The organism is Salipaludibacillus keqinensis (assembly GCF_003226325.1).
Taxonomy (GTDB): domain Bacteria; phylum Bacillota; class Bacilli; order Bacillales; family Salisediminibacteriaceae; genus Salipaludibacillus; species Salipaludibacillus keqinensis.
The window spans coordinates 102147-125355 of sequence record NZ_PDOD01000002.1 but is presented as its reverse complement, the minus strand read 5'-3'; the positions used below and the strand labels follow the sequence as shown (position 1 = coordinate 125355).

The window sequence follows — 23209 nt, the reverse complement described above, 5'->3', positions numbered from 1 at the left end:
TGTCTTAATCCAGATTGCAAAGACTTCTTTTCTCGGACGAACTGCAACCTCTTTACGGAAGTGATAACAAATCATCAATCGAAAAACAGGTAACTGATTTAGGCTACTAAAGAGAATAGAGAAGGAGATTTTTGATTATTTTTCCAAGCTACTATTCGCAATATGTTAGTCTTTTTGATAAAATTAAATAGGTCTCATACATAACAAGGGAAACACGATTAAGTTAGGAGGTTCAAAGTGAATATACCAAATCAAATTACCATCTCTAGAATTATCCTCATTCCGATATTTATGATTTTTCTCCTAATCCCTTTTCAATGGGGAGAGCTGGGGTTACTTGGGGCAGAAATCCCGGTCCACCACTTTATCGCTGCAATCATTTTCATAATTGCCGCCGCGACAGATTGGTTAGACGGTTATTATGCACGTAAATATAACCTTGTTACAAATATGGGTAAATTTCTCGATCCTTTAGCGGATAAATTGTTAATTACCGCTGCTTTTATTTCATTAGTAGGATTGGATATGTTTCCAGCTTGGGCGGCAGTAGTTATTTTAAGCCGTGAATTTGCCGTCACTGGACTTCGCCTTGTTGCTTCAGGTGAAGGAGAAGTGATTGCGGCCAGCGTGTGGGGGAAATGGAAAACAGTCAGCCAAATTGTTGCTGCAGCAGCTATTTTGTTACATAATATTGTATTTGAAATGGTTTCGCTCCCCTTTGATACGTTCATGATTTATGTAGCCGTGATCTTGACCATTTTTTCAGGTGTGGATTATTTCATTAAAAATAAACACGTCCTTAATAAATCGATTTAATTTCGGAGAAGGGACGAAACGACATGAATGCTGAGATTATTGCAGTAGGTTCAGAATTACTTCTTGGACAGATCCAAAATTCTAATGCAACGTATTTATCAGAAGACTTATCATCTATAGGGGTCAATGTTTATCATCATGTAGTTGTGGGGGATAACCCTCATCGTCTAGCGGATGTAGTAAGATCAGGCTTGGAACGTTCAGATTTACTAGTGTTCACTGGTGGACTTGGGCCAACGAAAGATGATTTAACGAAAGAAACGATAGCTAAAGTGATAAATAAAGATCTAGTTTATGATGAAGCTACTGAAAAAAGGATTCAGTCTTTCTTTGCGAAACGTCGCCAAGTAATGACTGATAATAACCGTAAGCAAGCGATGGTTCTGGAAGGGGCTAAGATCCTTCCGAATGATCATGGGCTGGCTTGCGGTCTCGTTGTGGAACTAGATGGGAAAACGATCGTTCTGCTGCCAGGACCTCCAAATGAAATGATACCAATGGTGAAAAATTATGCGATTCCGTACTTGAAAAAACAATTATCAACAGCGGAGCAAATTCAGTCAAAAGTACTAAGGTTTTTTGATATTGGTGAGTCCCAACTAGTGGAGAAACTGGACGATCTTATTGAGAACCAGACGAGTCCAACCATCGCTCCTCTTGCTTCTGAAGGGGAGATTACTCTTCGCTTAACTGTCAAAGGTCAAGATCAAAAGGAAAATGACGTGTTATTAGAAAACCTTAAATCTAAAATCCTTGAGCGACTGGGAAACTATTATTACGGTGAAGATGATCAGACTCTTTCTCTTATCTTACAACAGGAATTACATGATACGAAGCAAACCCTAGCAGTTGCTGAAAGTTTAACAGGTGGATTATTTTCCACGACATTAACTGATCTTGCAGGTGCATCAACTGTTTTTGCCGGCGCTGTAATATGTTATAGTAATGCAGTGAAGGAATCAGAATTGTCTGTATCTCAGGAGATTTTTGAGCGTCACGGAGCCGTCAGTTCCGTTTGTGCTAAAACGTTAGCTGCTAATATTAAACAAAAACTGAACAGTGATATAGGGATTAGCTTTACGGGTGTAGCAGGGCCGGATAGTCATGATGGGCATGAGCCAGGTCATGTATTCATTGGGATTGCAACGAAGAACCGTGTTGTCTCATACGAGCTTCAACTTGCAGGAAGCCGTGATAATATCCGGCAACGTTCTGTGAAATACGGACTTTATTATTTAATTCAATGCTTACGTAAGGAAAAGGTGGATGAATAGAAATGATGAAATTTGAAGATTTTCAAGTATCCAATGACATTAAAAAAGCAATAAAAGAAATGGGCTTCGAAGCTCCCTCTCCTATTCAAGAGAAAATCATTCCGCAAATTTTGAACAAACATGATGTGATAGGTCAAGCCCAGACAGGCACTGGAAAGACAGCAGCTTTTGGTATTCCCCTATTAGAGCACATCACGAACGAGAAACATGTACAATCGTTGATCTTAACGCCGACCAGAGAGTTAGCCATTCAAGTTGCTGGGGAACTTCAAAAGCTGTCAAAATTTAAAAATGTGAAAACATTACCTGTATATGGCGGTCAATCGATCGGACAACAAATTAAATCGTTAACACGTGGTGTAGAAATTGTTGTGGGAACTCCGGGCCGAATTTTAGACCATTTAAATCGACGAACATTGAAATTACAAAACGTTCATACATTGATTTTAGATGAAGCAGATGAAATGTTGGATATGGGCTTTGTTGAGGATATCGAAAAGATTCTTCAACAAGTGAACCGTAATCGGCAGACGATGCTTTTCTCTGCAACCATGCCTCCGGCTATTCGAAAGTTATCAAATAAGTACATGAATCAACCTAAACACGTAACAATCAGTAAAGGTGAAGTTACGGCGCCATCAATTAACCAAGTGTATTACAAAGTTTTAGAAAAGAATAAATTAGATTCTCTTTGCAGAGTGATTGATAGCGAAACCATTGATTTAGGCATTATTTTCTGCCGAACGAAAAAAGGTGTAGCAGAACTAACGGAAGCTCTCCAAGCTAGAGGATATATGGCTGATGGACTCCACGGTGATTTAACCCAGTCACAACGGGATATGGTCATGAAAAAATTCCGCGACTCCTCTGTTGAATTCTTAATCGCTACGGATGTAGCAGCCCGTGGTATAGATGTTCAAAACGTAAGTCACGTCATTAATTATGATATTCCACAAGATCCGGAAAGCTATGTTCACCGAATTGGGCGAACAGGACGTGCCGGACGAGACGGGATGGCTTTAACGCTTGTAACACCTAGAGAAATGAAACACCTTCGCTCCATTGAAGCGGAAATTAAAATGACGATCCCATCTCGTAACCTGCCATCGGTTGAAGAAGTGGTGGAGAAACAACAACACGTTTGGAAAGGGCAAATTATCGACCTCATTGAAAATGATGACGAGGAAGTAAGTTTGTACGATTCATTAGTAGCTGATTTATTAGATCAGTATTCTCCGGAAAAAGTCGTCACATCTCTTATGAAATTAGCCTTTTATAGCAGAGACGATATGAACGATGATGGGTATGATTTTGGCGAAACCGGTGCCCAAAAAGGCATGACACGTTTCTTTATTAATGTTGGCCGAAATGTGAATCTTTCTCCGAAAATCCTTGTTGATGAAGTAACAAGATTAGTAGGAATTAATCCGAAAACTGTTGGCAGAGTAGATATCTTTGAGAATTTCACATTCATGGAAGTTCCTCAAGAAGTTGCTCCATTTGTTTATGAAGGATTGAAGTATTCTCGTGTTAACGGTGCGAGAATTAATCTGGAGCCAGCTAAACCTCGTCCTAAAAGAAAGTAGTTACTAGCACGAATTCCAGACGTAAATAGACGGCTAGGCAGTCCTGACAACATCATACATTAAGACAGTAAAAATAAATCCGCCTTTCCCTTTGACAAGGCGGATTTTTCCGTCTATAATAATAAGCGAACGGATGTTTGTAGTATCGTCAATTTCTTAATCATAGTTTATGAAAGAGTTAATAGATATATAAAGGAGAGAGTGTAAATGTCAGATAGAAAACAAGCACTAGATATGGCTTTGAAACAAATTGAAAAGCAGTTCGGTAAAGGCTCCATTATGAAATTAGGGGAACAGGCAGACTACCGAGTTTCAACAATCTCAAGTGGAACGCTAGCATTGGACATTGCCCTTGGTGTTGGTGGGTACCCACGTGGCCGAGTCATTGAAATATATGGTCCGGAATCTTCAGGTAAGACGACGGTCTCACTTCATGCGATTGCAGCGGTTCAGAGAAATGGCGGTCAAGCAGCATTTATTGACGCGGAGCATGCTTTAGATCCCGTTTATGCTCAAAATTTAGGTGTAAACATCGATGAACTTTTATTATCTCAGCCTGACACAGGGGAGCAAGCTTTGGAAATTGCTGAAGCCCTTGTAAGAAGTGGCGCCATCGATATTGTTATCGTTGACTCTGTAGCAGCCCTTGTACCAAAAGCAGAGATTGAAGGGGAAATGGGAGATAGCCACGTAGGTCTTCAGGCAAGACTGATGTCTCAAGCTCTTCGAAAACTCTCAGGTGCCGTAAGTAAATCTAAAACGATCGTAGTGTTTATTAACCAAATCCGTGAAAAAGTGGGCGTGATGTTTGGTAACCCAGAAACAACTCCTGGTGGACGAGCACTTAAGTTCTATTCTTCTGTTCGTTTAGAAGTAAGAAGAGCTGAAGCCCTAAAACAAGGAAATGACATCATGGGGAACAAAACGAAGTTAAAAGTCGTAAAAAATAAAGTGGCCCCTCCATTTAGAACGGCTGAAGTAGATATCATGTACGGACTAGGAATTTCAAAAGAAGGTTCTATTCTAGACATTGCTTCTGAGTTGGATATTGTCCAGAAAAGTGGCGCTTGGTACTCTTATAATGAAGAACGCATGGGTCAAGGAAGAGAAAATGCAAAGCAATTCCTTAAAGAGAACACAGAAATATCAAATGAAATTGAAAACAAAGTTCGAGAATACCACGGATTAGTTCCAGGTCAAGAAGTAATTGATGTACCTGAAGAAGACCTTCCGTTAGATCTTAAATAAGTCCTAATAAAAGATCTCAAACGAAAGAATGTTTGAGATCTTTTGTTTTGTCATTCATAATTTCGTTCTGCCTAAGTCACTCGCAGGGATTTGCGACATAACCGCTCTATACTCACGATAAGGAGGGCGGGACATTCCAAAAAGTAGGCAAAAGAAAATTCGTCTTTTCTATAGCTAAAAAACTTTTAAGGCATATGAACGGAGTAGAAAAGAACCGGATGTGTAAGGGGAATAGAGGTAGATGAACTTCGTATTCCGAGATAAATCTCACTCCACTGAACTATACCGATGAATAGCACCTTGATTTTCCACTATAGGGAGCATTCTTCATTTGTTCCATGACATAGGTATTTTCTCTGTAGTAATAGAGAATATTGATAGGTTTCAAGCCTTACCAATGCTTGACAATATGAATAATGAGACATACAATTAGTGAGAATACTGCATTAAACGACTGTTTATTTTCAGTTGTGCTGGATGTGTGAATGCTTTATTTATGAATTGATGAACTTGAAACGAAATGAACTATGTTCTAACAAAGAAATAGCATGAGGAGGTGAATCAGTCTTGGATCTGATCGTACAAGTCCTCATTTTGCTATTCACTGTAGTAATCGGTGTCTTGGTTGGATACTTCGTTCGCAAATCTATCGCAGAAGCCAAAATCTCCAGTGCGGAGGCTTTAGCTCGTCAAACGATTGAAGATGCTAAACGTGAAGCGGATTCCAGTAAGAAAGAAGCGATTTTAGAAGCTAAAGACGAAGCTCACAAGCTTCGATCAGAAGCGGAAAAAGAAGTCCGTGATCGCAGAAACGATATTCAGAAGCAAGAGAACCGGTTGGTTCAAAAAGAAGAAGTTTTGGATCGAAAAAGTGAAACGTTGGACAAAAAGGAAGAGACTCTTGAAAGACGTGAAGAGCGATTGTCGAAACGTCAGCATGATATCGACGAGATGAATAGCAAAGTCGAGGAGCTAGTGAATCAACAACAATTAGAATTAGAAAGAATTTCAGGATTTTCCAAAGATGAAGCAAAAGAAATCATTATGCAAACAGTGGAAAACGAGTTAACACATGAAAAGGCTGTTCTCGTCAAGGAATCTATTATGAGAGCAAAAGAAGAGGCAGACAAAAAAGCGAAAGAAATTCTTTCATTATCTATTCAAAGATGTGCAGCTGACCACGTTGCAGAAACAACTGTCTCTGTAGTCAATTTACCGAATGATGAGATGAAAGGTCGAATTATCGGTAGAGAAGGTCGAAACATCCGAGCTTTAGAGACGCTAACTGGAATCGATTTAATTATTGATGATACACCAGAAGCAGTGATTTTGTCTGGTTTTGATCCGATTCGCAGAGAAATTGCGAAGACGACTCTTGAAAAGCTTGTCCAAGATGGTCGAATTCACCCGGCTCGTATTGAAGAAACAGTTGATAAGGCAAGAAGAGAAGTTGACGAGTTAATCCGTGAATATGGTGAACAGACTACGTTTGAAATGGGAATTCACAATCTTCACCCTGATTTAATTAAAATTTTGGGTAGGTTAAAATTCCGTACAAGCTATGGTCAAAATGTACTAAAACACTCTGTGGAAGTTGCTCACTTAAGTGGGATCATGGCTGCAGAGTTAGGTGAAGATGTGCAATTAGCCCGAAGAGCCGGTCTGTTACATGACTTAGGTAAGGCTATTGACCATGAAGTGGAAGGAAGCCATGTTGAAATTGGTGTTGAATTAGGAACAAAATACAAAGAACATCCAGTTGTAATAAACAGTATTGCATCACACCACGGAGACACAGAAGCTACTTCTGTCATTGCTACATTAGTGGCAGCAGCTGATGCTTTATCAGCCGCTCGTCCAGGAGCAAGACGTGAAACGCTAGAAACGTATATTAAACGTCTTGAGAAGTTAGAAGAAATCTCTGAATCCTTTGAAGGTGTAGAGAAGACTTATGCTATTCAAGCGGGTCGCGAAGTCCGAATTATGGTCAAGCCTGATTCCATTACGGATGAAGATTCATACCGACTTGCAAGAGACATTACGAAGAAAATTGAAGATGAACTTGACTACCCTGGTCATATTAAAGTGACTGTGATTCGTGAAACAAGGGCAGTGGAGTATGCGAAATAAAGTGGTGCAACTCACCACTTTATTTTCTTTTATAGACATTTTTTAAATCGTTGAACTTTGTTTGCACTAACGGGCCATAATATGATAGAAGATATAAAGGAATAATTAAAGCTGATTGTAAATAAATCCAGTCTTATCAATTCCGTATTTTAGCCATTTTAGAAAAAACATCGTTTTTTAAAGAAGGAGTTAGAATTATGAACATTTTATTTATCGGAGACATTGTTGGATCTCCAGGAAGAAATGCATTAAAGGAGTACTTACCAAAACTAAAATCAAAATATCGCCCGGATATTACGATTGTCAATAGTGAGAATGCAGCTAGTGGAAAAGGATTAACTAGAAAAATTTATCATGAAATCCATGAAGCAGGTGCCGATCTTTTAACGATGGGAAACCACACTTGGGATAAAAAAGAAATCTTTGAATTTATAGACGATGTCCCTGATTTGATACGACCAGCTAATTTTCCCGATGGAAATCCTGGAAAAGGGTATATCATAAAAAAAGTAGGAAACAAAAAGATAGGAATTATTAATGCTCAAGGTCGAACGTTTATGCCTCCGATTGATTGTCCTTTTCGAAAACTTGATGAAATTGTAGAAGAAGTGAAGCAGGAGACGCCATTTATTTTCGTAGACTTTCATGCTGAAGCTACGAGTGAAAAGTTGGCAGTCGGATGGTATTTAGACGGAAAAGTTTCAGCCGTTGTTGGGACCCATACTCACGTTCAAACAGCTGATGAAAGAATTTTACCAAATGGAACCGCATATATAACTGATGTGGGCATGACAGGGCCGTATGACGGTATATTAGGTATGGACAGAGACGTTATTATTCAACGTTTTTTAACCAACCTCCCTGCAAGGTTTGAAGTAACAACAGGTAGGGAACAATGTAATGGAGTCGTGATACAACTTGATAATCAAACGGGAAGAGCCACGAAAATCTCACGTATTTCAATAAACGAGGATCGACCTTTCTTTGACTAACCTGACATTTAAAGCTGTGATTTATTCATAGGTTTGTCCTGATTCTTGTAGTTTTTTTGAATGTTAGTAACTTTTAAGAAACTGTCGTATCACGAACGCATCGCTCTCTAATACTTCTTTTTTGGAGTAAGTACTGGATGAAATGGAAAAAGTATATATTTTAAGGTTTTGAATATATACAAAAAGAGGTAATGTTCATATAAAGTATCAATACACTTTACACATTTTCGTGAATGAGGCTATTATGAGCTTAATGAACACGGTACATGTCTACTAAAGTGTGCTGAACAATCCACTAATTATATTCAACAGTCCTAAAGGAGGTACTGAAATGGAAGTATTAAAAGTTTCAGCAAAATCCAATCCAAATTCTGTAGCTGGTGCATTAGCAGGAGTTATTCGTGAAAGAGGAACGGCAGAAATCCAAGCCATTGGGGCAGGAGCTCTGAACCAATCCGTGAAAGCTGTCGCTATTGCCCGAGGGTTTGTAGCGCCAAGCGGAATCGATTTAATTTGCATACCGGCCTTTACCGATATTCAAATTGATGGTGAAGAAAGAACAGCAATCAAATTAATTATTGAACCAAGATAAACAAAGACTGCCTATGAGGCAGTCTTTTTTATTGGTATGTTATTTTCATAATAATAGATTCATGATAGTGAGCTTTTCTTAAAATAGTGAATTTTCATGCTTTTAGTAAATATGAATGTTATGTTACAATATAAAGGTAAGTAATAAAAAAAGAGTGAAAACGCTTACTCAATTGAGACGCTTGAGCTTTGGCTTGTTTTTTTAAAAAACGTTTTCATTTCATTTTTTAATAAAGACATGAGTAAGATGTCTTGAAAGGTGAGGTGTTTTAGAGTACATTTACTCAATGGGTATTTGACACCAAAGATGTACATAAATTGAAGAGTGTTATATGAATGTATTCACATTCACATAACAAACGAATAATGGTCCAATTCGATGTCGTAGGAAGCATTGTCAGATCATAAAGGGGTGTAGTGGAAATGATTAATCAACTTTCATGGAAAGTTGGCGGCCAGCAAGGTGAAGGTATTGAGAGTACTGGGGAAATTTTTTCAATGGCACTTAATCGTCAAGGGTATTATTTGTATGGGTACAGACACTTTTCTTCTCGAATTAAAGGTGGTCACACAAATAACAAGATCCGTGTCAGCACGTCAGCAACCAATTCTATATCAGATGATTTAGATATATTAGTAGCATTCGACCAAGAAACGATCGATGTTAATCACCACGAACTAAGTACAGGTGGTGTAGTCATTGGTGATAGTAAGTTTGGCCCGAAATTACCTGAAGGGTCCCACGCTAAACTATTTGCCGTGCCTTTCACTGAAATCGCAACTGAACTAGGAACATCCTTGATGAAGAATATGGTGGCCGTTGGTGCATCAGCTTCTTTATTAGGAATTAACACAGATATTTTTCAATCTGTTGTCGAGCAAATCTTCTTGAAAAAAGGCGAAGCGGTCGTCTCTAAGAACATGGACGCCATTCGAACGGGCATGGAGTATTTTGAGAAAGAGTCTCAAGGGAATGTCGGTGATTTCAAACTTGCAGAAGCAGACGGCCAAAGCCGTTTATTTATGATTGGGAATGATGCTCTTGCATTGGGCGCCTTAACAGGTGGAGCAAGATTTATGCCTGCCTATCCCATCACTCCAGCTTCAGAAATCATGGAATACTTGATTAAAAAGTTACCAGAATACGGTGGAACGGTCATTCAGACAGAAGATGAAATTGCTGCTTGTACAATGGCTATCGGAGCCAACTATGCAGGTGTACGATCGTTGACTGCGTCTGCTGGCCCTGGTCTGTCTCTAATGATGGAAGCTATAGGGTTGAGTGGGATCACGGAAACACCGTTAGTTATTGTAGACACTCAGCGTGGAGGACCAAGTACTGGACTCCCAACGAAACAAGAACAATCAGACATTTTTGCTATGATTTACGGTACGCACGGGGAAATTCCAAAAGTAGTGATGGCCCCCTCAAGTGTTGAAGAAGCGTTTTATGATGCGATTGAAGCCTTCAATATTGCTGAAGAATATCAAGTGCCGGTCATTATCGTTACTGACTTAGCTCTCTCATTAGGAAAACAAACAGTGAATCCTCTAGACTTTGAAAAGGTGGACATCCGCCGAGGGAAGTTGGATACGACAGAGGAATTACCTGAGCTTGATAAAGGCGTTTACTTCAAACGTTATGAAGTGACGGAAGATGGGGTCTCTAAACGGGTGATTCCAGGCATGAAGCACGGGTTGCATCATGTCACAGGAGTAGAGCATAACGAACAAGGTAAACCATCTGAAAGTCCGGAAAACCGAAAAGCGCAAATGGACAAACGAATGAGAAAACTGGCTCCATTAGCTGATAGATTTCCGAACCCAGTCTTGAAATTTGAAAACCATGACGAAGCAGATTTACTCGTTATTGGGGTGAACTCAACTAGAGGGACAATTCAAGAAGCGTTACCTAGGCTTGAAAAAGAGGGTTTGAAAGTAAACCATGGTCAAATTCGATTGTTACATCCGTTCCCAACTGAAGCGTTGCAGTCGATGATAGATAAAGCGAAAAAAGTCGTCGTAGTGGAAAACAATGCGACCGGTCAAGTGGCTCAGTTAATCAAAATGAACAACAAAGTCGATAAAGTAGAATCGATTCTGAAATATGACGGAAATCCGTTCTTACCTTCAGAAATACACAATGAATGCAAGGAGCTGTTCTAATATGGCAACCTTTAAAGATTTTAGAAATAACGTAAAACCTAACTGGTGTCCGGGTTGCGGTGACTTTTCCATTCAAGCTGCGATTCAGCGAGCAGCAGCGAATGTAGGAGTTATTCCTGAAGAGTTGGCTGTTGTATCTGGAATTGGCTGTTCAGGCCGTATTTCGGGGTACATTAATTCTTACGGTCTTCACGGAATCCACGGTCGCTCCTTACCGATCGCTCAAGGGGTAAAGATGGCTAATCGTGAGTTAACGGTCATTGCATCAGGCGGTGATGGAGATGGTTTCGCTATTGGGATGGGACATACGATCCATGCGATTAGACGAAACATTGATGTGACTTACATTGTCATGGATAACCAAATTTACGGACTAACAAAAGGGCAGACATCCCCTCGTAGTGAAATGGGATTCAAGACAAAGAGTACTCCGGCAGGTTCCATTGAATCTTCCTTAAGTGTGATGGAAATGGCCTTAACGGCAGGGGGAAGCTTTGTAGCTCAAAGTTTTTCCAGTGATTTAAAAGAACTGACTTCATTAATTGAACAAGGAATCAATCATAAAGGCTTTTCCTTAATCAATGTATTCAGTCCTTGTGTCACGTTCAACAAGGTAAATACGTATGATTGGTTCAAAGAAAACCTGACTTCTTTATCAACGATTGAAGACTATGACCCTCATAATCGGATGCAAGCGATGAACACGTTAATGGAGCACGACGGTCTAGTTACAGGATTGATTTACCAGAACAAAGAGAAGCCTTCTTACGAATCATTGGTAACTGGCTTTAAAGACGAAGCTTTATCATCTCAAGACATTTCTCTTAATCAAGAGCAATTTGATAAGCTAGCAGCAGAATTTATGTAGTCCTTCTGTCCAAAGTAAGCGCTCGGAATCCTCAACTCCGGGCGCTTTTTTGCATGAAATCGCTTCAAATGGAAATGAATTGACGCACTCATCTAACCTCAAATGTTGTGAACTTCTTGATTTCATTAGATCCTCATTTAAATGAACGAACCTGCTGCAAAAAAAATTCAATTAAATTTTCTGACGCAGTCAAATGTCTCTGAGTGAAGGACAGTGTTATTTACGAAGACATATAACCGTGCTAGAATAGAGTGGATAGTTCATGCAGTGTTCTGATAACGTTTTGTAATGAATGACTTATATAAGGCGAATAGAGGGAGAGGGTGGTCTAATGGATGGAAAGATGAAAGCGATTGTAAAAGATAGACGTGCTCCAGGAGCAACATTACAAGAAGTTCCTATTCCAAAAATAGGGGATCAAGAAGTTCTTATTCAAGTGAAAGCGACGTCCATTTGCGGGACGGATTTGCATATTTATACGTGGGACGAATGGTCGCAAAGTAGAGTCAAGCCGCCGTACGTATTTGGGCACGAATTCGCAGGAATTGTAGTTGAAAAAGGGAAATTGGTTAACAATGTAGAAATAGGGGATCATGTTTCAGCGGAGACCCATATTGTTTGCGGGCATTGCCCTCAATGTTTAACAGGCCAAGCGCATATTTGTGCGAATACAGAAATTATCGGGGTAGACCGGGATGGATGTTTTGCAGAATATGTGGCGTTACCAGCTGAAAACATGTGGAAAAATGATCCTAGTTTGCCATTTGATGAAGCAAGCGTACAAGAGCCTTTTGGAAATGCAGTACACACAGTGCTTGCGGGCGATGTTGTTGGGAAAACCGTTGCTGTAATCGGTTGCGGACCTATTGGAATGATGGCAGTAGGTGTAGCTAAAGCGGCTGGCGCTGCTCAAGTGATTGCCTTTGATTTAAATGATTACCGGTTAAATTTGGCGAAAGACATGGGTGCTACTCGAACAGTGAATTCATTGAATGAAAACCCATTAGAAGTGGTCAAAAGCTTGACTAACGGACAAGGGGTGGATGTTGTTTGTGAAATGAGCGGTCATCCTATTGCTATGGATCAGGGGTTTAAAATGGTCACAAATGGAGGAAGAGTATCAATACTAAGTTTGCCTGTGAAACCAGTGGAAATTGATGTAACAAACGATATTGTTTTCAAAGGGATTACAGTTCAAGGAATTACCGGGAGAAAAATGTATCAAACGTGGCAACAAGTCGCAGGGCTACTCCAATCCGGTCAAGTAGACTTGAAACAAATGATTACTCACCATTTTCCATTAGAAGACTTTGATAAAGGTTTCGAATTAATGATTGAAGGCAAATGCGGTAAAGTGGTCTTACACCCATAAAGAAGGAGGAGATTGATAGTGAAAGGTTTTGAATACTTAGAAGAAGAATTGCAAGAAATGAGAGATGAAGGGGTGTTTCGTTCGCTTGTTCCTCTTCAATCTGACCAAGGAGCGAAAGTTGTTATTGATGGCAAAGAAGTGATTCAACTATCTTCTAACAACTATCTTGGATTAACGACCCATCCCCGTATGAAACTTGAAGCTGTGCGGGCTGTCGACCAATTTGGTGCAGGCACTGGTTCCGTAAGAACGATTGCAGGGACGTTTTCTATGCATGAACAATTTGAGAAGAAATTAGCTGAATTCAAACATACAGAAGCAACGCTTGTCTTACAATCGGGCTTTACGGCTAATCAGGCGATTCTTTCTTCGATTTTAACTAAAGAGGATGTCGTGATTTCAGACGAACTAAATCATGCTTCGATCATTGACGGCATTCGTTTAACGAAAGCGGCTCGTAAAATTTATAAACACGTAGATATGAAGAGTTTAGAGACTGCTCTGAAAGAAACACAAGATTACAGAAAACGTCTTGTAGTAACGGACGGTGTGTTCTCAATGGATGGTAACATCGCTCCTCTTCCTGAAATCGTTGAATTAGCTGAAAAATATGACGCCCTCATCATGGTGGATGATGCCCATGCTAGCGGTGTATTAGGCCGTAATGGACGTGGCACGGTGGATCACTTTGATTTAAATGGACGTGTGCATATTCAAGTGGGAACATTGAGTAAAGCGATTGGAGTTCTTGGCGGATACATTGCCAGTACGCAAGCCGTGAGAGATTATTTAATCCATAAAGGGCGTCCATTCCTATTCAGTACCTCTCACCCACCTGCAGTCACTGCAGCATGCTCAGAAGCGATCGATATTCTTCTAGAAGAGCCAGAGCGAATTGAACGCCTATGGGATAATACAAAGTACTTCAAAGCTGGATTAGAGAAATTAGGATTTAATACAGGACACAGCGATACGCCTATTACTCCTGTAGTAGTGGGAGACGGCGCCAAAGCTCACCAACTATCAGATAAACTTTTACAATATGGTGTTTTTGCACAAGGGATCGCTTTTCCAACGGTTCAAAAAGGAAAAGCCCGCGTAAGAACAATCGTTACAGCGGATCACACGAAAGAATTATTAGATGAAGCTTTAGTGGCATTTGAAAAAGCAGGGAAAGAGTTAGGGATTATATCTTAATAAACTTTCAAGGCAGAGGCACTTCCTCTGCCTTTTCCCTTGCACTCACGGTTGTGTAACGGTAGTAAACCCTTTATAATTGTAGGTTGTGGAGAATTTATTTAAGGAGAATGATGAATATATGAATGAAGAACAACGTAAGGAGCAAACTCAAGCAAGAGTGGGGACTTCTTCTGCGGACAAAAAATCCGATCAGACCAAGGACTACTCACAATATTTTCAAACAACATTTACTCCGCCGGATCTTAAACAGGCTAAAAAGCGAGGGAAAGAAAATGTTGCCGTCCATTACGATTTCGATATCCCTGAAGACATGCAAGGGATTGGAAACGGGAAAAAGTTCTTAATCCGCACTTACGGGTGTCAAATGAACGAGCATGATTCCGAAAATATGGCTGGCATCTTGCTACAAATGGGATTTGAATCCACAGCATTTTCAGAAGAGGCAGACGTTATTCTATTAAACACATGCGCCATTCGTGAGAATGCTGAAAATAAAGTGTTTGGCGAGATTGGACACTTAAAACCATTGAAACTAGAAAAACCAGGACTCATTGTTGGTGTCTGTGGATGTATGTCTCAAGAAGAATCTGTCGTCAATCGAATTTTACAAAAGCATCAGCATGTGGATATGATTTTCGGTACCCATAATATTCACCGCTTACCAGAACTACTGAAGAACGCGATTTTCAATAAAGAGATGGTCATAGAAGTGTGGTCTAAAGAAGGCGACATTATTGAGAACATGCCTCGGGCAAGAAAAGGCCAGATTCAAGGCTGGGTAAACATTATGTATGGCTGTGATAAGTTCTGTACGTACTGTATTGTTCCCTACACACGAGGGAAAGAACGAAGTCGCCTTCCTGAAGATATTATTGAAGAAGTACGCCATTTGGCTAGGAACGGTTATAAAGAAATCACACTCCTCGGTCAAAATGTCAATGCGTACGGAAAAGATCTTGTGGACAGTGATTATGGATTAGGAGACTTAATGGATGAGATTCGTAAGATTGACATTCCTCGTGTCCGGTTCACTACCAGTCATCCGCGCGACTTTGATGATCACTTAATCGAGGTTCTTGCTAAAGGTGGAAACTTGGTTGAACACATTCATCTGCCGGTTCAAAGCGGAAACAGTGAAGTACTAAAGTTAATGGCCCGTAAATACACGAGAGAACAATATATCGAATTAGCTCAAAAAATTAAGAAAGCCATGCCTCATGCATCCTTTACTACGGATATTATTGTAGGCTTTCCTAATGAGACAGAAGAACAATTTGAAGACACACTGTCACTCATGAAAGAAATGGAGTACGATAGTGCTTATACGTATATTTATTCAGCGAGAGAAGGTACACCTGCGGCTAAAATGGAAGATAACGTACCGATGGATGTGAAAAAAGACCGGCTTCAGCGCTTAAATGCGATCGTGAACGATCTTTCTGCTAAAAAGAATCAAGCCTATGAAGGCAAGGTTGTTGAAGTACTAGTGGAAGGTGAAAGTAAAAAGAACCCAGATGTATTAATGGGAAGAACGAGAACAAATAAACTTGTCAACTTCAAAGCGCCAACATCAACAATCGGAACACTTTTACAAGTGAGAGTGACCGAAGCGAAGACTTGGTCTTTAAATGGTGAAGTTGTGGAAACTGTAGGGGTGAATTCATAATGGAACGTAAATATTCGAAACAAGAAATTATTGATAAAGCACGGGAGTTAGCTGCAATGGTAGCTGAAACAGAAGAAGTAGATTTCTTTAAGCGCGCAGAAGGACAAATCAATGAACATTTGCGCGTGCAAGAAATTATTGGGCAAATCAAAGCCTTGCAAAAAGAGGCCGTTAATCTGAAGCACTACCAAAAGACAGAAGCACTAAAAGCGACAGACGCCAAAATAGATGCCCTTCAAGATGAGTTGGATGAACTTCCACTAGTTCGTGAATTCAAGCAGTCGCAAACAGATGTGAATGCCTTGTTGCAAATGGTAAGTAACACCATTTCCAATACAGTCACAACGAAAATAATTGAGTCCACAGGTGGCGACCTTTTAAAGGGCACCACGACGAAAAACCCGTTAAACTCCGGTGGATGTCAATAATAACTGAATGATTTAGTCCTAGTGGACAAAGGGTAGACCGTTTCTCTTAGTGAGGGGCGGTTTTTTTCATTGTGACTTTCAGGTTTGAAATGATCCTTCACGTGTAATGAGATAACTTCACTACAATTTTTAAAAGAGGTGTAGAAGATGTCCTATTTCAGTGAGACCTATGAAAAATCCCGTGAAAAATTTCGAAAACAGTTAAATACAATCAAAGCATATTGGCCAAATGCCACTCTAGAGAATTATCATATAGGATCTAGAGACCAAGACAATACAACGGATATCCTTCTTGCTGATGCAATCGAGGAAAAGCAACACTTAATTACGATCACGTCTGGTGAACATGGCATCGAAGGTTACGCAGGTAGTGCTATAATGAATGTGTTTATTGAAAAACATTTGCCTTATGTGAATCCTCGTACAACAGGGATTCGACTCGTTCATGGGGTGAACCCTTGGGGAATGAGGAATTGGAGAAGAGTCTCAGAAAACAATGTTGATTTAAATCGTAATTATATTAGAGACTGGACAAGCGTAGATACCACTGCTACACATGATGTTCACGAAAACATGTTTGCTCCAACCGAACCAATGAAAGATTTAAAGATGCATAATGAAAAGTTGTCCTTGAAATTGGCAACAATGTTTACCATGGAAGAACTTGAACAATTTAAAAATACCCCTGAAGGGCAACATGCTTATCCAACAAGCATTTTTTTCGGAGGAGAAGAATCTGACGAACCTACCGTTAAGTTTCAGAACAATTATTTCGAGTGGATCAAAGAATATGACCATCTCATTCATTTAGATTTGCATACAGGCGGAGGGCCTAAAGATGAGTTATCTTTGAATTTTATGGAGGGAGACCGACGTTCGGAAGAAGAGTTAAAAAAACAGATCGATCATTCACCAGTTGAAAAAGTATCTACCTCAGTGCCGGGCGATTCTACACAGTATTTCGATGAAAAATTAAGGAAGTTATATCCTAATAAACAAAGTACAGTCTGTTTATTTGAGTTTGGGACGCTTGAGGAGTCAATAGATGGCTATGTTCAATGCACGCAGACGATGATTAATGAGAATCTATTGTATTTTAAAGGTGTGGAAAAGAAAGAAGATGAACAAAAAATAAAAAAAGATTTTCGTCTTCTCTTTTATCCAGAAGATGAAAGTTGGAAGCAGCAAGTGATTGATAAAGGAAGGAAAGGGTTACAAGCTGTCTTAACAAGCGAACAAGTTCTTAGCGACGATGCCATAAATGAACAATAACTTTTCGGACTTGAATTTTTTCAAGTCCTTTTTTCTATGTACCATTATGATGGATTTCTTCACGGATGCCTGCTAAACCGGTATAAATGCTACAGATGTACGTTCTTGTCCTGTTGATTAGGGAGAAAAGTGAATTTTAAATTTTCATCATGTTTTAGAATATCGAGTCATATACATAATTGAACTCATGATACAAGTATCCGGTCTAATTAATGCTCAGACCACTATTCATCGCATACTTGTCATTTTTCAAGCATACGTTGGAATGTAATCTTATTAAATTGCAGGGAATGATTTAGGTTCACTTACGCGTGAGGAGGGAAAGCGATGTCAGCAACAGACAAAGATGTTCATTACAGAGAGATTATAACGAAGGCGGTTTGCGGAAAAGGACGGAAATTTTCTGAAACAAAGCATTCTATTACTCCAGGGGATAAGCCTACTAGTATATTAGGATGCTGGATCATCAACCACAAGTATGGTTCTAAAAAGAAAGGAGACGCTGTAGAGATCAATGGGAATTACGATATTAATATTTGGTATTCTTACTCCGGCAACACGAAAACAAATGTAGCAACGGAAACGGTCGCGTACAACGATGTGGTGTCATTAGTGATGCAAGATAGCGATATCCTTTCGGATGATGTTGAAGTCATAGCACGAACGATTCAACAGCCTAATACGCTGGAAGCTCTGATCGCTTCAAACGGAAAAGATGTTGAAGTCCAAGTGGAAAGAGAATTTTTAGTAGAAGTCATCGGGGAAACAAAAATGAGTGTGCTTGTAAATCCTGAAGGAACTTCAGATGAGATGGATGAAGAACTTTGGGAAGATCCAATAGAAGATGAGAAGTTCGAGGATTTAGATCCGAATTTCTTAATGGGTGAATTAGAAGAATAAAGCCATCCTCAAGCAGGGAGAAAGAGTCACTTTCTTCCTGTTTTCATTGTTTCGAAAATATGAAGTCATGGCTTGGATTATGATATAATAAAGCCGTATTTATGACGAAATGACGATACTTAAAGGTTGGATGATATATATGGCAACAGTCACACCTATGATGGAGCAATATTTACGGATTAAAGCAGAATTTGAAGATGCTTTTTTATTTTTTCGTTTAGGCGACTTTTATGAGTTGTTTTATGACGATGCGAAGAAAGCGGCGAAAGAACTTGAAATTACGTTGACTTCGAGAGGTAAAGGGGAAGATGGTATCCCAATGTGCGGAGTACCTCATCACTCTTCTGAACAATACATAGCGCAATTAATAGAAAAAGGATATAAGGTGGCTATCTGTGAGCAAACAGAAGACCCTGCGCAAGCCAAAGGTGTCGTCCGCCGTGAAGTGGTTCAAGTGATTACACCAGGGACGGTTATGGAAGGACGAGCTGTCGGTGAGAAAGAGAACAATTATCTTCTTTCTGTCACACCCTTTGAAGGAGATGAACTAGGTTTAGCTGCTGCAGATATGACCACAGGTGAATTCCTTGTCACGACGTTATCCGATTTCACAGATTTAATGAATGAAATGGCAGGTTTTCGCCCGAGAGAGGTGATTGTTCCATCTTCGTTTTCTGAACAAAAGAGGGAAGAATTGACAAAAAGACTTCGTGTGACATTGTCATTTGAAGACCACACAGAGCCCATTGACGACGGGATTTCCTTAGTCAATGGCTTGTCCGACGGTAAAGTGAAAGAAACTTGTTTTCAATTAATCTGGTATTTAAAACGGACGACGAAGAGATCCTTAGACCATCTTCAGCCGGCTCAATTCTATTTACCACAAGAATTTATGTCGATGGATGTTCACTCTAAACGAAATCTTGAATTAGTAGAAACGTTGAGAGAAAAGAAAAAGCAAGGTTCCCTTCTTTGGGTCCTTGATCGCACGGCAACAGCGATGGGCGGTCGGATGCTGAAACAATGGATCGAACGTCCCTTGTTAAATCGGGAGGTTATTGAACAAAGACATGAACTGGTTGGTAAACTATATGATCACTTTTTTGAAAGAGAGCATTTACAAGAGCAATTGCAAGGTGTGTATGATTTAGAGCGTCTGTCCGGTAGAGTGGCCTTTGGAAACGTGAATGGTCGGGATTTAATCCAATTAAAGAAATCTCTAGAGAAAATTCCGGCGATTTTTGAGACGATCCGCTCTATGGAGAGTTCATACGGGAGTTCATTAATGGAAGATGTGGGGGAATGCCAACAACTGAGGCAACTTCTTGAAGAAAGTATTGAGGAACAATGCCCTATTAGTATTACAGAGGGCGGACTCATCAAGGACGGATACTCCACACAACTTGACGAATACCGCGATGCGATGAAAAATGGGAAGGCGTGGATTGCCCGCCTTGAAAAACAAGAAAAAGAGGTTACTGGTATTCGATCTCTCAAAGTAGGTTTTAATAAAGTTTTTGGATACTTTATTGAAGTGACCAAACCAAATTTACCTCATCTTCCAGAAGGCAGATATGAACGAAAGCAAACACTGACGAATGCAGAGCGTTTTATTACGGATGAGCTAAAGGAAAAAGAGACGCTCATACTAGAAGCGGAAGAGAAAAGTGAGAAACTGGAATATGAATTGTTTATGGAAATTCGCGAAAAGGTGAAACCGTTTATCCGGCCGTTGCAACAATTAGCTAACGTCATCAGTACGTTTGATATTTTACAAAGTTTTGCAGAGGTAGCTGAACGAAATCACTATGTTAAACCGGAGCTTCAAGCTGAAGGAGATGTCGTCATAAGTGAAGGGCGTCACCCAGTTGTAGAAAAGATGATTGATGAAGGAAAGTATATAGCAAATGATATCGAGTTAACCGAAGACCGTGAACTGCTCCTAATTACTGGGCCTAACATGGCCGGAAAGAGCACGTATATGCGCCAGCTTGCGTTGATTTCAATCATGGCTCAAATAGGGTGCTACATTCCAGCCAACGAAGCTAAACTCATTATACTTGATCAAATTTTCACTAGAATTGGCGCTGCTGATGATCTAGCTCAAGGGCAGAGCACGTTCATGGTTGAAATGCTTGAAACAAAACACGCTGTATCGAAAGCGACAAGAAAAAGTTTAGTATTATTAGACGAAATTGGCCGAGGGACGTCCACCTATGATGGGATGTCATTAGCGCAGGCAATTATCGAATATATCCATGATGAAATCGGTGCTAAAACGCTCTTTTCCACCCACTATCATGAATTGACCACATTAGAAGCGAAGCTACCGAGATTAAAGAATGTCCATGTTTCAGCGATGGAAGAAAATGGGGCGGTGGTCTTCCTTCATAAAGTAATTGATGGCGCCGCTGATCGCAGTTACGGTATTTATGTGGCTGAACTTGCTGAACTCCCTGAGAAACTCATATCGAGAGCAAAAGCTATTTTAAAAGAGTTTGAAAAAGACCAGTCTGATATGAGAGATTACCAAAAAAGAGTGGCTGAAGGGCAATCCTCTGAAGGGGAAAGTCGTTCGTTTTTTCGAGAGGCCCCAAAGGATGAGCCGGAACAATTGACGTTATTTCAAGACGATGTGGCACCGTCTGAAAAACATACTAAGTCCAACTTGAAAGACGATCAGAAAAAAGTGTTAGCAGAGCTTTCTTCTGCCAACCTGTTACACATGAGTCCAATTGAAGCGATTCAAATGTTAGATAACTTGCAAAGAAAGTTGAAAAAATAAGGAGAGGAGGTGCAGTATGGCCAATATTCTTCAACTAGATGAATTTCTATCAAACAAAATCGCCGCCGGAGAAGTGGTAGAACGCCCTGCCTCGGTAGTGAAAGAACTGGTAGAAAATGCGATCGATGCAAACAGTTCAAACGTCCGTATTGATATAGAAGAAGGTGGCCTTTCATCGATTCGAATTCTCGATGACGGTGATGGGATTGAAGAAGATGATCTTGAAACGGCTTTTTATCGACATGCCACAAGTAAAATTAAATATGATCAAGATTTGTTTCGAATTAAAACGTTAGGTTTCCGGGGAGAAGCCTTACCTAGTATTGCTTCTGTATCGAAATTGTCCTTAAAGACGAGTACAGGAGGACGGGAGGGGCACGAACTCTATTTAGAGGGAGGCCATATTAAGCATCGAAAAACCGTTTCTCCTAGAAAAGGAACAGAAATTACCGTTACGGAGTTGTTTTACAATACGCCTGCACGGTTGAAATATTTAAAGACGATTCACACAGAGTTAGGTCACATATCCGATGTGGTCAATCGGATGGCCCTTTCACACCCAGAAATCTCATTTGTATTAACTCATAATCGCAAGACGATGCTGCAAACGACTGGGAATGGAGACTTACCAAGGGTGATTGCTTCGATTTACGGGTCGACTATAGCGAAGAAAATGGTCAAGATTGAAACGGAAACGATGGATTTTAAAGTAGAAGGATATCTTGCGAAGCCGGAAGTGACGAGATCCAACCGCTCTTATATGTCGACAGTTTTAAATGGCCGATATGTGAAAAATTATCCGTTATTACGAGCCATTCAAGAAGGCTATCACACGCTTTTACCTATCGGGAAATTTCCCCTCGTCGTGTTGCATATTACGTTGAATCCAATTTTAATAGATGTGAACGTTCATCCTTCAAAATTGGAAGTTCGAATTAGTAAAGAACATGCGTTGCAAGAACTCATTACGTCTACGATTCGAGATGTGTTTAAACGGATCCAATTAATTCCAGAAGGTCCTGCGAAGATGAATTTCCAGTCCCCAAGAGAAAAATCGGAGCAAATGGCCTTTTCGTTCGATCATACGCCACAAGCTGCAAAGAACGATGAGCCTTATGAAATCAGGGAGACTCTAATCCCTCAGAAACAAGACGAGTATCATTCATATAGGGAAACGGGCAACAAAGACATTCATAGTTCTAGCGACGTTCTAGAGCCATATACTAAGCCATTGGACAATACGCCTACGTCTAGCCCTAACGAACCAACCCCTGTTGAAGAGTTAAACGAAGACGAACCAGCCGGGGGCGTGCCAATTCTTTATCCAATCGGCCAACTGCATGGAACGTATATCTTAGCGCAAAATGACGAAGGGTTATATATGGTTGATCAACATGCTGCTCAGGAGAGGATCAAGTACGAGTATTTTCGCGACAAATTAGCTTCGACAAATAAAGAGCTACAAGATTTACTTGTGCCTTTAACGTTTGAATTCACATTAGCTGAAGAAGAATTAATTAAAGAACATCAAGAACAGTTAGAGGCAGTTGGCCTATTTCTCGAACCCTTCGGTACAAAAACGTTTGTCGTCAGAGCTTGCCCCACTTGGTTTCCTAAAGGACAAGAAGAGGAAACTATTGAAGAGATGCTTGAACAATTAAAGAAAGAGCGTGTGATCAAGGTCGGGAAAATTCGTGAAGAAGCGGCTATCCTAATGTCATGTAAAGCGGCAATTAAAGCGAATCGTCATTTAACGAGAGATGAAATGTTCCAATTGCTTGAAACTTTAAGAACGTGTGAGGATCCTTATACATGTCCTCACGGGAGGCCGATTTTAATTCATTATTCCACATATGAAATCGAGCGAATGTTTAAACGAGTGATGTCTTAGTCAATAATCTTATAGAAATGAATG

The 23209-nt window shown here is 40.1% G+C and carries 17 protein-coding genes; all 17 read left to right on the top strand.

Features of this window, described 5'->3' with window-relative positions:
* Positions 1-237: 237 nt before the first annotated feature.
* The 17 genes from pgsA to mutL all read left to right on the top strand — a co-directional run bounded on the left by pgsA (position 238) and on the right by mutL (position 23185).
* Positions 238-816 (top strand): CDP-diacylglycerol--glycerol-3-phosphate 3-phosphatidyltransferase, encoded by a 579-nt coding sequence (pgsA, locus tag CR194_RS07750; protein ID WP_110609108.1) that lies wholly within the window; start codon positions 238-240, stop codon positions 814-816.
* Between the two features lie 23 nt (positions 817-839).
* Positions 840-2090 carry a competence/damage-inducible protein A gene (locus CR194_RS07745; protein ID WP_110609107.1) on the top strand — a complete coding sequence of 417 codons (1251 nt, stop codon included), beginning with the start codon at positions 840-842 and terminating at the stop codon, positions 2088-2090.
* A 2-nt stretch (positions 2091-2092) separates the two neighbouring features.
* On the top strand, positions 2093-3676 hold the full coding sequence (locus CR194_RS07740) for a DEAD/DEAH box helicase (protein WP_110609106.1): 1584 nt from the start codon (positions 2093-2095) through the stop codon (positions 3674-3676).
* Positions 3677-3883: 207 nt separating this feature from the next.
* Positions 3884-4924, top strand: a complete 1041-nt coding sequence (gene recA, locus CR194_RS07735; protein WP_110609105.1) for a recombinase RecA — start codon at positions 3884-3886, stop codon at positions 4922-4924.
* Positions 4925-5491: 567 nt separating this feature from the next.
* Positions 5492-7054, top strand: a complete 1563-nt coding sequence (rny, locus tag CR194_RS07730) for a ribonuclease Y (RefSeq protein WP_110609104.1) — start codon at positions 5492-5494, stop codon at positions 7052-7054.
* 197 nt (positions 7055-7251) lie between these two features.
* Positions 7252-8046, top strand: coding sequence for a TIGR00282 family metallophosphoesterase (locus CR194_RS07725; RefSeq protein ID WP_110609103.1), 795 nt, complete (start codon positions 7252-7254; stop codon positions 8044-8046).
* A 331-nt stretch (positions 8047-8377) separates the two neighbouring features.
* A complete protein-coding gene (locus CR194_RS07720) occupies positions 8378-8638 on the top strand; it encodes a stage V sporulation protein S (protein WP_110609102.1) in 261 nt (86 codons plus the stop codon).
* 422 nt (positions 8639-9060) lie between these two features.
* Positions 9061-10803 carry a 2-oxoacid:acceptor oxidoreductase subunit alpha gene (locus CR194_RS07715; protein WP_110609101.1) on the top strand — a complete coding sequence of 581 codons (1743 nt, stop codon included), beginning with the start codon at positions 9061-9063 and terminating at the stop codon, positions 10801-10803.
* Position 10804: 1 nt separating this feature from the next.
* Entirely contained in the window at positions 10805-11671 is an 867-nt protein-coding gene (locus CR194_RS07710) for a 2-oxoacid:ferredoxin oxidoreductase subunit beta (RefSeq protein WP_110609100.1), read from the top strand.
* 331 nt (positions 11672-12002) lie between these two features.
* Complete coding sequence (gene tdh / locus CR194_RS07705) at positions 12003-13043, top strand: L-threonine 3-dehydrogenase (protein WP_110609099.1); 1041 nt, start codon at positions 12003-12005, stop codon at positions 13041-13043.
* An 18-nt stretch (positions 13044-13061) separates the two neighbouring features.
* A complete protein-coding gene (locus CR194_RS07700) occupies positions 13062-14240 on the top strand; it encodes a glycine C-acetyltransferase (protein ID WP_110609098.1) in 1179 nt (392 codons plus the stop codon).
* A 121-nt stretch (positions 14241-14361) separates the two neighbouring features.
* Positions 14362-15909 carry a tRNA (N6-isopentenyl adenosine(37)-C2)-methylthiotransferase MiaB gene (gene miaB, locus CR194_RS07695; protein WP_110609097.1) on the top strand — a complete coding sequence of 516 codons (1548 nt, stop codon included), beginning with the start codon at positions 14362-14364 and terminating at the stop codon, positions 15907-15909.
* Positions 15909-16337 carry a RicAFT regulatory complex protein RicA family protein gene (locus tag CR194_RS07690; RefSeq protein ID WP_110609096.1) on the top strand — a complete coding sequence of 143 codons (429 nt, stop codon included), beginning with the start codon at positions 15909-15911 and terminating at the stop codon, positions 16335-16337. The genes miaB and CR194_RS07690 overlap by 1 nt, the downstream gene beginning before the upstream one ends.
* A 147-nt stretch (positions 16338-16484) precedes the next feature.
* A complete protein-coding gene (locus tag CR194_RS07685) occupies positions 16485-17609 on the top strand; it encodes a M14 family metallopeptidase (RefSeq protein WP_110609095.1) in 1125 nt (374 codons plus the stop codon).
* Between the two features lie 327 nt (positions 17610-17936).
* Positions 17937-18509, top strand: a complete 573-nt coding sequence (locus CR194_RS07680; RefSeq protein ID WP_110609094.1) for an outer spore coat protein CotE — start codon at positions 17937-17939, stop codon at positions 18507-18509.
* 139 nt (positions 18510-18648) lie between these two features.
* Positions 18649-21294 carry a DNA mismatch repair protein MutS gene (gene mutS / locus CR194_RS07675; RefSeq protein ID WP_110609093.1) on the top strand — a complete coding sequence of 882 codons (2646 nt, stop codon included), beginning with the start codon at positions 18649-18651 and terminating at the stop codon, positions 21292-21294.
* A 16-nt stretch (positions 21295-21310) separates the two neighbouring features.
* Positions 21311-23185: a DNA mismatch repair endonuclease MutL gene (gene mutL, locus CR194_RS07670; RefSeq protein ID WP_110609092.1), complete on the top strand. Its 1875-nt coding sequence runs from the start codon at positions 21311-21313 to the stop codon at positions 23183-23185.
* Positions 23186-23209 lie beyond the last annotated feature (24 nt).